14 protein-coding genes are annotated in these 14,272 nt (G+C 55.4%); 3 read left to right on the forward strand and 11 right to left on the reverse strand.

The window, feature by feature from the left end:
- The 4 genes from secD to queA all read right to left on the reverse strand — a co-directional run bounded on the left by secD (position 1) and on the right by queA (position 4,522).
- Complete coding sequence (gene secD / locus ACMGEE_RS07510; protein WP_301252315.1) at positions 1 to 1,848, reverse strand: protein translocase subunit SecD; 1,848 nt, start codon at positions 1,846 to 1,848, stop codon at positions 1 to 3.
- A gap of 27 nt (positions 1,849 to 1,875) precedes the next feature.
- Positions 1,876 to 2,208 carry a preprotein translocase subunit YajC gene (gene yajC, locus ACMGEE_RS07515; protein WP_125288400.1) on the reverse strand — a complete coding sequence of 111 codons (333 nt, stop codon included), beginning with the start codon at positions 2,206 to 2,208 and terminating at the stop codon, positions 1,876 to 1,878.
- A 24-nt stretch (positions 2,209 to 2,232) separates the two neighbouring features.
- The gene (tgt, locus tag ACMGEE_RS07520; protein WP_125288399.1) at positions 2,233 to 3,357 is read right to left on the reverse strand and encodes a tRNA guanosine(34) transglycosylase Tgt; all 1,125 of its coding nucleotides are present in this window, start codon (positions 3,355 to 3,357) and stop codon (positions 2,233 to 2,235) included.
- Positions 3,358 to 3,451: 94 nt separating this feature from the next.
- A complete protein-coding gene (gene queA, locus ACMGEE_RS07525) occupies positions 3,452 to 4,522 on the reverse strand; it encodes a tRNA preQ1(34) S-adenosylmethionine ribosyltransferase-isomerase QueA (RefSeq protein ID WP_301252336.1) in 1,071 nt (356 codons plus the stop codon).
- Positions 4,523 to 4,690: 168 nt separating this feature from the next.
- On the opposite strand from queA, the gene ACMGEE_RS07530 reads away from it, so the two are divergent.
- Together ACMGEE_RS07530 and ACMGEE_RS07535 are read left to right on the forward strand one after the other, a co-directional pair.
- Positions 4,691 to 5,272, forward strand: a complete 582-nt coding sequence (locus ACMGEE_RS07530) for an ACP phosphodiesterase (protein WP_436829852.1) — start codon at positions 4,691 to 4,693, stop codon at positions 5,270 to 5,272.
- A 177-nt stretch (positions 5,273 to 5,449) separates the two neighbouring features.
- The gene (locus ACMGEE_RS07535) at positions 5,450 to 6,052 is read left to right on the forward strand and encodes a peroxiredoxin C (RefSeq protein WP_125288397.1); all 603 of its coding nucleotides are present in this window, start codon (positions 5,450 to 5,452) and stop codon (positions 6,050 to 6,052) included.
- Between the two features lie 475 nt (positions 6,053 to 6,527).
- Here ACMGEE_RS07535 and ACMGEE_RS07540 read toward each other — a convergent pair whose 3' ends face one another.
- From ACMGEE_RS07540 to ycgZ, 3 genes are all read right to left on the reverse strand, one after another.
- On the reverse strand, positions 6,528 to 6,776 hold the full coding sequence (locus ACMGEE_RS07540) for a biofilm/acid-resistance regulator YmgB/AriR (protein ID WP_125288395.1): 249 nt from the start codon (positions 6,774 to 6,776) through the stop codon (positions 6,528 to 6,530).
- A gap of 45 nt (positions 6,777 to 6,821) precedes the next feature.
- On the reverse strand, positions 6,822 to 7,115 hold the full coding sequence (locus ACMGEE_RS07545; RefSeq protein WP_253455080.1) for a hypothetical protein: 294 nt from the start codon (positions 7,113 to 7,115) through the stop codon (positions 6,822 to 6,824).
- A gap of 173 nt (positions 7,116 to 7,288) precedes the next feature.
- Complete coding sequence (ycgZ, locus tag ACMGEE_RS07550) at positions 7,289 to 7,534, reverse strand: regulatory protein YcgZ (RefSeq protein WP_253455081.1); 246 nt, start codon at positions 7,532 to 7,534, stop codon at positions 7,289 to 7,291.
- A gap of 268 nt (positions 7,535 to 7,802) precedes the next feature.
- Between ycgZ and ACMGEE_RS07555 the strand changes: the two genes are divergently transcribed.
- Positions 7,803 to 9,083: a histidine-type phosphatase gene (locus ACMGEE_RS07555; RefSeq protein ID WP_436829853.1), complete on the forward strand. Its 1,281-nt coding sequence runs from the start codon at positions 7,803 to 7,805 to the stop codon at positions 9,081 to 9,083.
- Positions 9,084 to 9,233: 150 nt separating this feature from the next.
- Here ACMGEE_RS07555 and ACMGEE_RS07560 read toward each other — a convergent pair whose 3' ends face one another.
- The 4 genes from ACMGEE_RS07560 to ACMGEE_RS07575 form a co-directional block, all read right to left on the reverse strand.
- Positions 9,234 to 9,728: an Hsp20 family protein gene (locus ACMGEE_RS07560; RefSeq protein ID WP_436829869.1), complete on the reverse strand. Its 495-nt coding sequence runs from the start codon at positions 9,726 to 9,728 to the stop codon at positions 9,234 to 9,236.
- A gap of 237 nt (positions 9,729 to 9,965) precedes the next feature.
- Positions 9,966 to 11,321: a proline-specific permease ProY gene (gene proY / locus ACMGEE_RS07565; protein WP_436829854.1), complete on the reverse strand. Its 1,356-nt coding sequence runs from the start codon at positions 11,319 to 11,321 to the stop codon at positions 9,966 to 9,968.
- A 67-nt stretch (positions 11,322 to 11,388) separates the two neighbouring features.
- Positions 11,389 to 12,711, reverse strand: a complete 1,323-nt coding sequence (brnQ, locus tag ACMGEE_RS07570; protein ID WP_253455086.1) for a branched-chain amino acid transport system II carrier protein — start codon at positions 12,709 to 12,711, stop codon at positions 11,389 to 11,391.
- Between the two features lie 382 nt (positions 12,712 to 13,093).
- Positions 13,094 to 14,197 carry a cobalamin-independent methionine synthase II family protein gene (locus ACMGEE_RS07575; RefSeq protein ID WP_253455088.1) on the reverse strand — a complete coding sequence of 368 codons (1,104 nt, stop codon included), beginning with the start codon at positions 14,195 to 14,197 and terminating at the stop codon, positions 13,094 to 13,096.
- Positions 14,198 to 14,272 lie beyond the last annotated feature (75 nt).

The raw sequence follows: 14,272 nt of genomic DNA on the forward strand, positions 1-14,272 counted from the left end.
TCAAATAGACAGCTTGTTGATGCGTTTACCGCCGTACAGCAGGTTGACGATGGCGCGGGTACCGACAATAGCGGTAAACATAGAGGTCACTACACCGATAGCCGTGGTGATAGCGAAGCCTTTAATGGATCCCGTACCGACAGCATAAAGGATAATAGCCGTGATCAGCGTGGTGACGTTGGCGTCGATAATACTGGAGAACGCGCCGCTGTAGCCTTCATGGATCGCCTGCTGAACGGAGCGTCCGTTCTTCAGCTCTTCCTTGATACGTTCGTTAATCAGTACGTTAGCATCAACGGCGACCGCCAGCGTCAGCACGATACCGGCAATACCCGGCATGGTCAGCGTGGCGCCGGGCAGCAGAGACATAATCCCCACAATCAGCACCAGGTTTGCCACCAGCGCAGTGGTCGCAATCACGCCGAATTTACGGTAGTAAACCACCATAAACACGATAGAGGCGATCAGGCCCCACAGGCAGGCTTCCAGACCCTGAGTAATGTTTTGCGCGCCCATGGTTGGACCAATGGTGCGTTCTTCCACAATCTGGATTGGCGCAATCAGCGCGCCCGCACGCAGCAGCAGCGACAGCTGACGCGCTTCGTTTGGATTGCTGATGCCGGTGATGCGGAAGCTGTTGCCCAGGCGAGACTGGATATTCGCGACGTTAATCACTTCTTCCTGCTTCGCCAGGATAGCGCGACCGTTGGCGTCTTTCTTACCGCTGTCTTTGTATTCCACAAACAGCGTTGCCATCGGCTTGCCGATATTATCCTTGGTGAAGTTGGACATGATGTTGCCGCCCGCGCTGTCCAGCGAGATGTTAACCTGTGCCTGGTTGTACTCATCCATGCTCGACGTCGAGTCAGTGATGTGATCACCGGTCAGGATCACGCGCTTGTACAGCGTTACCGGCTGGCCGTCGCGGGTATTTTTCACTTCGGAATCGCCCGGTACGCGGCCGTTGGCGGCAGCGGTAGGATCGACGGAGGTGTTAACCAGACGGAATTCCAGCGTGGCGGTCGCGCCCAGGATCTCTTTAGCACGCGCGGTATCCTGAATACCCGGCAGCTCGACCACGATGCGGTCAGCGCCCTGACGCTGCACCAGCGGTTCGGCAACGCCAAGCTGGTTCACGCGATTACGCAGGATAGTAATGTTCTGCTGAACCGCATATTCGCGCGCTTCACGCAGGCGGTCATCCGACATGACCGCACGCAGCAGGTTGCTGCCGCTGGCGTTGATCACCAGATCGCGATGGCGGCCGGTCAGATAGCTGACGGCGTCGTCACGCGCCTGTGCGTCACGGAAACGAATTTCCAGACCGTAGTTATCGGTTTTACGCACGTTGGTGTAGGGAATATTTTTGTCGCGCAGATCGCTTCTGAGGTTATCGATATTCTGCTCCTGGAGCTTGCCCAGGGCGGTATCCATATCGACTTCCATCAGGAAGTGCACGCCGCCGCGCAGATCGAGACCGAGTTTCATCGGTTCTGCGGCCAGCATACTCAGCCAGCCTGGCGTGGCTGGAGCAAGGTTGAGCGCGACAACGTAGTCTTCGCCCAGCGTTTTGATGATGGCGTCACGAGCGCGCAGCTGCACGTCGCCGTTAGCGAAGCGCGCCATGATAGCGCCGTTTTCCAGCGCAATGGATTTGCTCTGGATTTTCTCTTCTTTTAAAGCATTCTGGATCTGATTCAGCGTCTGTTCACTGGCGGCGCTTCCGCGCGCGCCGGTGATCTGAACAGCCGGATCCTCACCATACAGGTTGGGAAGCGCATAGAGCAGACCGACGATAAGCACGACGATCAGCATGATGTACTTCCACAAAGGATAACGGTTTAACACGGCAGTTCCCTTAGGGAAAACAAAAAATTACAGCGCCTTCATCGTACCTTTCGGCAGAACGGCAGCCACGAAATCACGTTTGACCACAACTTCCGTCGTCTCGTTCAGCGCGATAGCTACATAGCCGGTATCCGCCACTTTGGTTACGCGTCCGACCAGGCCGCCGGTGGTCAGCACTTCGTCACCCTTGCTGATGGAATCCATCAGTTTTTTATGCTCTTTGCTACGTTTCTGCTGTGGACGCAGGATCATGAAATAGAAGATCAGACCAAAAACCACCAGCATGATGACCAGCGAATACGGGCTTCCCTGTGCTGGCGCACCCGCAGCAGCCACTGCATCAGAAATGAACAAGCTCATTAATTTTCCCTCATTGATTAATTATCAGACGTTTAACGGCGGAACCGCTTTGCCCGTCCGCGCATAAAATTCGGTAACAAAGTGCTCTAATTTACCCTCTTCAATAGCCTTGCGTAAACCAGCCATCAGGCGCTGGTAGTAGCGCAGGTTATGAATAGTGTTAAGACGCGCACCCAGTATTTCGTTGCAACGATCCAGATGATACAAATAGGCGCGGCTATAGTTGCGACAGGTGTAGCAATCACACTCCGCATCCAGCGGCGCCGTATCATCTTTATATTTCGCGTTACGGATTTTCACCACGCCGTCAGTCACGAACAGGTGGCCGTTACGGGCATTGCGGGTAGGCATCACGCAGTCAAACATATCGATACCGCGACGTACGCCTTCAACCAGATCTTCCGGTTTGCCGACGCCCATCAGATAGCGCGGTTTGTCCTCAGGGATCTGCGGACAGACGTGCTCCAGAATACGGTGCATGTCCTCTTTCGGCTCGCCGACCGCCAGGCCGCCCACAGCGTAACCATCAAAGCCGATCTCTACCAGTCCTTTTACGGAGACATCTCGTAAATCTTCGTAAACGCCGCCCTGAATAATCCCGAACAGCGCGTTTTTATTTTCAAGCGAATCAAAGCGGTCGCGGCTGCGCTGCGCCCAACGCAGCGACATCTCCATCGAGCGTTTGGCGTAATCCCAGTCGGCAGGATAAGGCGTGCATTCGTCGAAAATCATCACGATATCGGAACCGAGATCGTACTGGATCTCCATCGATTTTTCAGGATCGAGGAAGATCTTGTCGCCGTTAATCGGGTTGCGGAAATGCACGCCCGCTTCGGTGATTTTGCGAATGTCGCCCAGGCTGAACACCTGGAAACCGCCGGAGTCGGTCAGGATTGGCCCTTTCCACTGCATAAAGTCGTGCAGATCGCCATGCAGCTTCATGATCTCCTGGCCGGGACGCAGCCACAGATGGAAAGTGTTGCCGAGAATAATCTGCGCGCCGGTATCCTGCACTTCTTCCGGCGTCATGCCTTTTACGGTGCCGTAGGTGCCCACAGGCATAAAGGCCGGGGTTTCCACCACGCCGCGATCGAAAACCAGACGGCCACGGCGCGCGCGCCCATCAGTAGTATCTAATTCAAACTTCACGTTGCCTCCATCAGAGAAACAGTCTGATGCTTAAGAGTTGACCTGCGCCCCGGTCGGGCGCAGGCGTCGCAACCGGACAAAGCCGGTTATGGCATTATTTACCGACCTGCTCGTTTATCGCCTGCGGATTGCGGGTGATAAACATCGCGTCGCCATAGCTGAAGAAGCGATACTTCTCCGCCACCGCCTGCTCGTAAGCGTGCATGGTGTGACGGTAGCCCGCGAAAGCGGAAACCAGCATAATCAGCGTCGATTCCGGCAGATGGAAATTGGTGACCAGCGCATCAATAACCTGATACTCATAGCCGGGATAAATAAAAATTTTGGTGTCGTCGAAGAACGGCGCAATCAGCGCGTCTTTGGCCGCCGCCGCCGCGCTCTCCAGCGAGCGCACGGAAGTTGTGCCTACGGCGACGACACGGTTGCCGCGCGCTTTGCACGCCAGCACCGCATCCACCACTTCCTGCGGAACCTCAGCATACTCGGCGTGCATAATATGATCTTCAATGCTGTCCACGCGTACCGGCTGGAACGTGCCCGCGCCGACGTGCAGCGTAACGAAAGCGGTTTCAATCCCTTTCGCCCGCAGCGCTTCCAGCATAGGTTCGTCAAAATGCAGGCCAGCAGTAGGCGCAGCCACCGCGCCGGGACGTTCGCTGTAAACAGTCTGGTAAAGCTCGCGATCCGCGTCTTCGTCAGGACGATCGATATAAGGCGGCAGCGGCATATGGCCGACGGCGTCCAGAATATCCAGCACGGCGCGCTCGTCGTCGAAATGCAGCTCAAAGAGCGCGTCGTGACGGGCAACCATCGTCGCTTTGACGCTTTCGTCGTCGCCAAGCAGCAGCTCGGCGCCCGCTTTCGGCGCTTTAGAGGCGCGAATATGGGCCAGCACGCGATGCTCGTCCAGCATCCGTTCAACCAGCACTTCGATTTTGCCGCCGCTGGCTTTACGTCCGAAAATACGCGCCGGGATCACGCGCGTATTGTTAAAAACCAGCAGGTCGCCCGGATTGAGCAAATCCAGTAAATCGGTGAACACCCCGTGGGTCAGCGCGCCGTCCGGGCCGTTAAGGCACAGCAGACGGCATCCGCTGCGCTGGGCCTGCGGATAGTGGGCAATCAAAGATTCGGGCAACTCAAAAGAAAAATCGGCAACGCGCATGGTCATTCACAGTCAGGGAAATCAGGGCGCACATTCTAGCTGAAAACCCGCCAATTCTGAACCATTCGCCGCATCTATCGGTTAAACCGTCCGCCAACGGGCGTCGATGCGCTCTGCACGCCACTATCAACGGTATCCCGACACGTCAGAAGCCGATATACTGCCGCGATGAACTTTCTCGCTCACCTTCATCTGGCGCGGCTGGCCAACAGCTCCCTGCTCGGCAACCTGATGGCTGACTTCGTGCGCGGCAATCCGCGTGACGTCTGGCCTGATAACGTTGCCGCCGGCATTTTGCTGCACCGACGCGTTGACGTCATGACCGACGCCCTGCCGGAAGTCCGGGTCGCACGCGGTTTTTTCCGCCCCGAAACCTATCGCGTATCGCCTATCGCGCTGGACGTCATCTGGGATCACTTTTTATCCCGTCATTGGGATGAGATCGTGCCGGAAACGGCCTTACCGGATTTTTTACGTCAGGCGCGGGCGGAGATCGGCCCGCACCTTGCCACCACGCCGGAGCGTTTCCAGCATCTGAATCGCTATCTGTGGACGGATCGCTGGATGGAAAAGTATGCGGAAGTGCCCTATTTGCAAAACGTGCTGACCGGGATGGCCAGCCGCCGTCCTCGCCTGGCCGCGCTGGCAGATTGCTATCAGGATTTTGTTGATAATTATCAACAGCTCGACGCTGTTTTCCGGCAGTTTTATCCGCAGATGATGGCAAAAGCCCGCCAGCAGTTACTGTAGCCACGATTGCCGCTTGCCCTTTTGCTGAAAAAGGTTATTGTTGGCGAACACATTGAATAAAAAAGCTTTTTGATAGGTAAAGCCTATCAGAGAAATCGGCGGTTATCGCTGGTTTACAACGCTATCCCGCCCCATACTGGCGGCCGTTTCCCTTAATTTATCCTTACAGGAGTGACTATGGTTCTCGTAACTCGTCAGGCCCCTGATTTCACCGCCGCAGCCGTGCTGGGCAACGGTGAAATCGTAGAAAACTTTAACTTTAAAAAACACACCGCTGGTAAAGCCACCGTTGTGTTCTTTTGGCCAATGGACTTCACTTTTGTTTGCCCTTCTGAGCTGATCGCTTTCGACAAGCGTTATGAAGAATTCCAGAAGCGCGGCGTGGAAGTGGTCGGCGTCTCTTTCGACTCCGAGTTCGTTCACAACGCATGGCGTAAGACCCCAATCGATAAAGGCGGCATCGGCGAAGTAAAATACGCGATGGTTGCGGATATCAAACGTGAAATCCAGAAAGCCTACGGCATCGAGCATCCGGATGCAGGCGTTGCGCTGCGCGGCTCTTTCCTGATCGACAAAGCCGGTGTGGTTCGCCACCAGGTTGTTAACGATCTGCCGCTGGGCCGTAACGTTGATGAAATGCTGCGTATGGTTGACGCGCTGCAGTTCCACGAAGAGCACGGCGAAGTGTGCCCGGCTCAGTGGGAAAAAGGCAAAGAAGGCATGGGCGCTTCTCCGGACGGCGTAGCGAAATACCTGTCTGAGAACGCTGGCAAGCTGTAATATCTTTTTGCAGACTGCTGAATAGAGCTCGCTTCGGCGAGCTTTTTTTATGCGGGCAATTCAGGCGGCTTAAGCTTTTGATGCGGGCGCACCAGGTTAAATATACAGCACGCCGCGGCGGGCTGTGATAGTCTGTTTACAGGTACAGTTCAAAGAGGGAAGAGAGTGCCCAAAAAAGAGCAGGCGTATTCTTCAGAAATCTGTGCCCTCATTGGCAGAGCCGTAGCAGAGCTGCTGGAAAGCGGCGAACCGGTAGGACGACATAACATCCTGATTAGACTTCAGATCCATAGCGCACAAGCCACAGACGAAAACATGAAGGCCGCTATTCAACGCGCTTTCCGATCGATACTCGACCGCTTCCATTAACCCCTTATAGTCCCTGCACAACCCCTTTTTTCAACTGTCCCAGGCAGCAGGCTTCGGCTATGGCTTTTTGCCGATCTGCATAAGCCGCCTGGGATGTGGGTGAAGGTTATGCGTCGTCAGGCGTGCGGGCCACCACCACTTCCAGCGCCTGGCGGAAGATATCCAGCTGGACGACATCAGAGGTGTTTTCCAGCTTTTCAATCAGCTTCAGGATAATCGCTTTGTTCGTTACGTAGCCACCGGCTGCCGCAATTTCTCTGATCACGGCGCCGATAACTTTGGTTTCCTGAGCCAGTAAATCACCTTCTCCCTGAAAATGTTCAAGGATGCCCGGCTCTGAAGAGTGCTGCTGCATAGTATTCGCCTTTATAAAGGGCGGGATATCCCCACCTGAATTGACTCAATGTTTTTTGGTGCCATCCGGCGGGCCTTCGCTGGTAAAAAGGTGCGTCACGTTATCCACGTCTCGAATTTCGTGCGTATAGCGATTGTTACCAGTCTTTATATTATTTCTGACATCGATAATAGCCTGTTTGCAGGCACGGTGCCTGGCAGCGCTTTTTTCCACGGCGGCCATCGCCTGCAGCTGACGGATCAGCGCGGCGTTATTGATGGTAGCATCGGTTTTTAACAGCACCAGTACGGCCTCACCCAGCACTATATCAATCAGTTTTTCATCGTCATTTCTGTACATACCAGCTTCTCTGTATCAGTGATGTGGGCACATAAATAGCCACAGTTCCCGGAAGTAACCCTGGGAGGCAGCAGGTTTGCCAACCACCGCCGATCAAAGGGCCAGGCGGGAAAGCAGGCCGGGCCGAGCAGAAAAGTTAGGACGTCTGGTAATCATCATCCAGGCTTTGAAACTCAGTCCTCACGGCCAAACAACATGCCTATCAGCTCGTGATAATGCTTTTCCTGTTCCGCATCGGAGGCCAGTTCAAGCCGCCTCAGCAGTTTAGAACAGATCGCCTTGCGGTTAATATTTTTACCCGAACGCAGAATCTCCACCACGATCTGCCCCAACGTTTCCTGTTGAGAGGGCATCATCGCTTCACTGAAGTAGCGACTGATATCACCTTCAGTTTTCGGGTTAAATCCATCCTGACGCATACAGCCCCCTTCAGTTGGTAGGTTAAAACGTGTTTAAATAATTCTGCGCTTAAGTTAACCAGTTTCGGCAAATGTGTACAGCTATTTTGAAGTTGTACAAGCCGATTTCTTGTAGCAAAAAGTGCGGCCCGCAGTGTAATACTCTGTCAGCCTGTTTTTTGAGAGGGATATTCAGGTGTTATAGCAGGTGAAGCTGCGTTTTTCGCTCCCTACAGATTGAATAGTCACCAGGATGCTTTTGGCAGCACGAATCTTTAAGGATGTATGGATGTACAAGTTTTTCTCCGCGGTCGTGCTTTTTGCTGGCCTCACGGCTTTTTTTAGCCAGCCCGTACAGGCGGACTACGTGCTGGAAAAGGTAGTGGAAGTCAGCCGACATGGCGTTCGCCCGCCTTCGCCGGATAACCGACGAGCTATTGAAAACGGTTCGGCCCGGCGCTGGCCCGACTGGCTGACCGCAGACGGTAACCTGACCGGTCACGGCTATACGGCAGCCTGGCTGAAAGGACGTTACGAGAGCAGTTACTATCGTGAAGCGGGCCTGCTGGGCGAAGGCTGCCCGAAGGAACGGGATTTTCACCTGATAGCCAGTCCGATGCAGCGTACCCGGGCCACAGCGCAGGTGTTAGCCGAGGCGGCTTTTCCGGGCTGCGACATTGCGGCACATGTCATGGCGGCCTCGCTGTTTCAGCTTCCCAACGAGAAAGTCAGCCAGGAGCAGGCCGCGACGCATCGTCAGGAAGCGCTACGCGCGATGGGCGGCAGCCTGGCAGACGCGCAGCGGCGGCTGCAACCGCAAATCGACGCGTTAAAAAAAGCCGTCTGTCAGCCCGCCCGGCCCTGCCCTGTTTTCAGCCAGCCCTGGCAGCTTGCCACTTGGTCGAACGGCACGGTCGGCATTCAGGGACTGGATACGCTGGCTGCAATGGCGGAAACGCTGCGGCTGGAATGGAGCGAAAACAAGCCACTTAGCGAAGTGGCCTTTGGCAAGGTTAATAATCAGGCGGAACTGGCCGCGCTGCTGCCGCTGCTGAGCGCTAAATATGATTACACCAACGATTTGCCCACGCTGGCCAGCCGCGGCGCTTCAGGGCTGATGAGCCAGATTGCCAGCGCGCTGCGCGCAGGCGCGACCGGAGAGAGAGCAACCGACGCGCCGCCGGACGTGCGCTGGCTGCTCTATGTCGCTCATGATATCAATATCGCCTGGCTGCGTACCCTGTTGGATTTCCGCTGGCAGCAGGCCGATTATCCGCACGGCAATATTCCGCCCGGCGGCAGTCTGGTATTCGAACGGTGGCGATACAAGGGCGAGCGTTTTATCCGCATCTATTTTCAGGCGCAAAGCCTTGCCCAGCTGCGCGAGCTTACGCCACTCGATAAGCAGCACCCTCCGCTGCTGACCGAGCTGACGTTTCCGGGATGCAGGCAAATGGCCCCAGGCACGCTGTGTCCCTGGCAGGCCGCTATGCAGCGGATTGAACGGCATATTGACCGCGCATTAACGACGTCTGCCGCTATCAGCCAAAGGCGCGTTCTCCAAAACTAATCAACGCCACTGAGACGGTCAATCCTACATCTCTCAGCATTTAAGTACCGCTTTCGGTGCTCGATGAGCGGAGTTGTCAGCATTTAGTCAATAAAAAAGGAGCCACGGTACGACGCCGCAGCTCCTGTTTTTATGCAGGCCACAAAGCTTTTACGCAGACTGATGCTCAATAGCCTGCTGGCTTTCAATTGCCTGCTGGCCGTGAGTGATAGGGATACGGCGAGGTTTTTCGCTTTCAGGGATTTCCTGATACAGATCCACAGCAAGAATACCGTCCTGCAGTTTCGCGCCGGTGACTTTTACATGCTCCGGCACCGTATAGCTAAGACGGAAGTCGGCACGGCTGATGCCACGATGCAGCCAGCCATTTTCTGCGCTTTCCGTTTCTTTCTGCTCTTCCCTCTTACCGGAAATGGTTAGCTGTCCGCCTACCGTTTCAATAGACAGCTCGCTCTCTTTCCAGCCGGGTACGCTCACCGCCAGCGCATAGCGATCTTTATCCACACGACGAATATCATAGGCGGGCGTCGCGGCGACGGGCGTGTCGCCGGTCAGCTGGCTGAAAAACCGATCCATACGGTTGAAACGGTCTGAAAACAGCGCGTCGCTTAAGGAAGGGATCAGGGAGAAGTTGCGTACGGTCATCATCATAACCTCCTGAATACAGTCTCTATTCAAAAGCTCATTTCGGGCAGGTTCGCCGCCTGCTCGTAAGTAAAATAGGGTCGGCCGAATCTATTTCAAGCGTTGCAAATAAAATTTTTTTACCGCCTGTTTGCCATCGTCGCCCTGAGTCTGACGCATAAAAAAACCTGAGCCGGGCGTGCTGCCGGACTCAGGCTTTTTCAGGATGGCAGGCAGAAATGCTGTTCGCTTTCCGGCCTACGCCTTGATTCTTTTCTTCACCAGCGTCCAGCTGATCAGCAGCAGGGCTATCCAGCCAATACCGACGTAAAGCGATACGCGGGTATCCGGGAAGTAGCCAATCAGGCCGATAATAAAGAACAGGAACAGGATACCGACGATGGCCGTGAATATCCCGCCAGGCATGGCGAACTTCAGCTCTTTCGCCTGCGCGGGCGTCAGCGTACGGCGGAAGCCGATCTGGGCGAACAGGATCATAATCCATACCCAAACGGTGGCAAACGTCGCCAGCGAAGCGATCACCAGGAAGACTTTCTCCGGCATCAGGTAGTTCAGGTAAACCGCAATCAGCATCGCTACCATCATCACCAGCACCGTGATCCACGGGATGCCGCGACGCGAAACGGTGGCGAACATTTTAGGCGCATGGCCCTGCTCCGCCATGCCGTGCAGCATCCGGCCAACGCCGAAGACGTCGCTGTTAATCGCCGAAAGCGAAGCCGTAATCACCACAAAGTTCAGAATGGCTGCCGCAGCGGCTATGCCCATATGCTGGAAAGTGAGGACGAACGGGCTACCGTTGGTGCCAACCTGGTTCCAGGGATAGATGGACATAATCACAAACAGCGTGCCGACATAAAACACCAGGATACGCAGCGGCACCGTGTTAATCGCACGTGGGATCGACGTGGCGGGATCTTTCGCTTCACCAGCGGTAATGCCGATAATCTCAATACCGCCATAGGCAAACATCACGATTTGCAACGACAGCACCATGCCGATAACGCCGTGCGCAAAGAAGCCGCCGTTAGTCCACAAATTGCTGATGCCGGTAGGCTGGCCGCCGTTGCCGATGCCCCAGAAAATAATACCGATGCCTGCCACAATCATAATAATGATGGTGGCGACCTTGAACAGCGACAGCCAGAATTCTACCTCGCCAAACACTCTTACCGTGGCCAGGTTAATCGCGCCGATAATCAGCACCACGCTCAGCACCCACACCCAGTGCGGCACGTCGGGGAACCAGACGCCCATATAGATGCCGAAAGCGGTGACGTCGGCAATGGCGACGATCAGAATTTCAAAGCAGTAGGTCCAGCCGGTGATATAGCCAGCCAGCGGGCCAAGATAATCCTGAGCATAGCGGGAGAACGAGCTGGCCTGCGGGTTGTTCACCGACATTTCGCCCAGCGCGCGCATGATGATATAGGCGATAGCGCCGCCGATAATATAGGCGAGGATCACGCTTGGCCCGGCCATTTTCATTGCGTCAGCCGAACCGTAAAACAGACCCGTGCCGATGGCCGAACCGAGCGCCATAAAGCGGATGTGGCGGGTACTCAGTCCCTTTTTGAGCGTATTATTTTTCATCTTTCATTCTGCTTAAACTCTGTCAACTTCTCCTGCCGGAGATCGGGCAGGAGAAGGTATCACACTTTTACTGCTGGTGCGCATTCACCTGCGCGCGTCCCATAACGCGATCGCAGATGGCCACGACGACCAGTATTGCCAGCGAAGGCGGCAGCCAGGCCAGGCCCTGCTCGGCCAGCGGCAGATTGGCCGTAAATGCAGGCAACGCATCCTTAAAACCGGTGGTTTTGATAGCGTCGATAACGCCGAAAATCAGGCTCACCAGCATGGTCGGTGCGATAATACGCGTACTCTTGTTCCACCAGCGCAGCGTAAAGCTCAGCAAAATCAGCACGATGCAAGGCGGATAGATAGCCGTCAGCACGGGTATAGAGAACTGGATCAGCTGGCTCAGCCCCAGGTTGGACACCAGCATCGAGAACAGGCCCAGAATAAATACCAGCTGGCGATAGGTCAGCGGCAGATACTGCTGGAAGAACTCGGCACAGGCGCAGGTCAGGCCAACCGCCGTCACCATACAGGCAACAAAAATCAGCGCCGCCAGGAACAGGCTACCCAGGTCGCCGAAAGTATGCTGCACATAGGCGTGCAGAATAGCAGCGCCGTTGGCGTTCTGATCGACTATAGAGGCGCTGTCGGAACCCAGTTTAAACAGAGCAAGGTAAACCAGCGTCAAACCAACCCCGGCGATCAGGCCCGCGATAATGGTATAGCGCGTCAGCAGACCGGCTTCGCTGACGCCGCGAGAACGCGCCGCGTTAACGATAACGATGCCAAACACCAGCGCGCCCAGCGTATCCATCGTCAGATAGCCGTTAATAAAGCCGCTGGAGAAAGCGCCATGCTGATAAGCCTCGGTAGCCGGTGCCAGGCCGCCCGCTGGCCAGATCAGCGCGGCGATGCCCAGTACGGCCAGCGCCACGATCTTCAGCGGTGCCAGGATATGCCCGACGGTATCCAGCAGCTTGCCCGGATAAAGGGAGATACCAATGACCAGCGCGAAATAGACCAGGCTGTAAATAAACAGCGGCAGCGGGCTGTCGCCGGTCATCGGCGCAATACCCACTTCAAAAGAGACGGTCGCGGTGCGCGGCGTGGCGAACAGCGGGCCGACGGCCAGATAGCAGACGGTGGCCAGCACGATGCCCGCCGCTTTGCCAATCGGCGAGCTGAGCGCATCGATACCGCCCCCCACGCGCGCCAGCGCGACAACGGTGATAACCGGCAGGCCGACGGCGGTCAGCAAAAAGCCAAGCGCGGCGATCCAGACGTGTTCCCCGGACTGAATACCCACCATCGGCGGGAAAATAATGTTACCGGCACCCACAAACAGGGCGAATGTCATAAAGCCCAGCGCGAGGATGTCTTTAGAAGTTAAACGATTTGTCATAAGGCCCGTACTGATGTTGAGTGAAATCGCGATGTCGGTTCCGTTTCCCCGTGCGCTTTCAGCGCCCGATCTTTTGCCACGGCGGATAACTGCCTGACAGAAATACCGGCGCGTTTGCGCTATTTATGATCTTTTATACAGGGAGATAAATAAAACGGCGGTAAGTAAAACGTTTATAGCGGAGAAAGGCAATACGGGATCGAGAAAGCAGAGTGATATAGCGTAGAAATTGCTTAAGCCAGATAATCACTTCAGATTACAGGCGAGATGCCTTACATGATTTGTATTTTTTTTGAACTTCCCGGCGTTATTTTCTGCATTATTTTGCCAATGGATGCACAAAAGGCGCGTATAAACGCGCCTTTTGCATCTTTTGCCCGGCTTACCAGACCTGTTTAGCGATATCCACCACCAGGCGCAGCTTGGCCCACTGCTGCGCTTCGGTCAGGCTGTTGCCCTCTTCCGTAGAAGCAAAGCCGCACTGCGGGCTGAGGCAGATTTGATCCAGGCTGACGAACTGCGCCGCTTCCGCGATGCGCTTCTTCACCGTTTCCGGATCTTCCAATTCGCCAGTTTTGGTCGTTACCAGACCCAGTACCACCTGCTGTTTGCCCGGTTTGATAAAGCGCAGCGGCTCAAACCCGCCAGAACGCTCGTTGTCGTACTCCAGGAAGAAGGCGTCGATATTCACGGTGCCGAACAGAATTTCCGCGACCGGCTCATAGCCGCCTTCGGAAATCCAGGTCGAGCGGAAGTTACCACGGCAAACATGCAGGCCCACGGTCATATCGTCCGGCTTGCCTTCCAGCGCTTTATTCAGCACCTGAGCATAGATGTTCGCCAGCTCTTCAGGATCGTCGCCGCGCTCGCGGATTTGACGCTTTTGATCTTCCGAACACAGATAAGCCCAGACGGTATCGTCCAGCTGCAGGTAACGACAGCCGGCGTCATAAAAACCTTTAATCGCATCGCGGTAAGTCAGCGCCAGATCGTTGAAGTAATCCTTCAGATCGGGATAGACATTAGCGTCAATCACTTTACGGCCGCCGCGAAAGTGCAGCACGCTTGGGCTTGGGATAGTCATTTTAGGGATAGCGTCGCCGCTGATGCTTTTCAGGAAACGGAAATCTTCCAGCATCGGATGGTTGCCGAAGCCCAGCTTGCCGGTGACCTTTACGCCGCGGGCTTTGGTCTGCACGCCGTTGAACTGAATGCCCTGCTCCGCTTCATAGCGCTCCACGCCGTCCAGGCCGTCAAAGAAATCGAAGTGCCACCACGCGCGGCGGAACTCGCCGTCGGTGACTACTTTCAGGCCGCTGGCGCGCTGGTGCTCTACCACCTCGCGGATCGCTTTGTCTTCGATCTGGCGCAGGGCGGCGGCGTCGATTTCCCCGGCCTGAAACTGCTCGCGGGCCTGCTTGATAACGGCAGGACGCAGAAAACTTCCTACAACTTCGGCGCGGTATTGGGCTGAATCTCTTTGCATGATCGGTCACTCCTGGCCTGCGCAGCGGCGCATAATTTCATGGTGAAATAGTTACTGTTTGTTATCCTGAGACAT

This window comes from Erwinia artemisiae (assembly GCF_051400835.1).
GTDB lineage: Bacteria > Pseudomonadota > Gammaproteobacteria > Enterobacterales > Enterobacteriaceae > Erwinia > Erwinia aeris.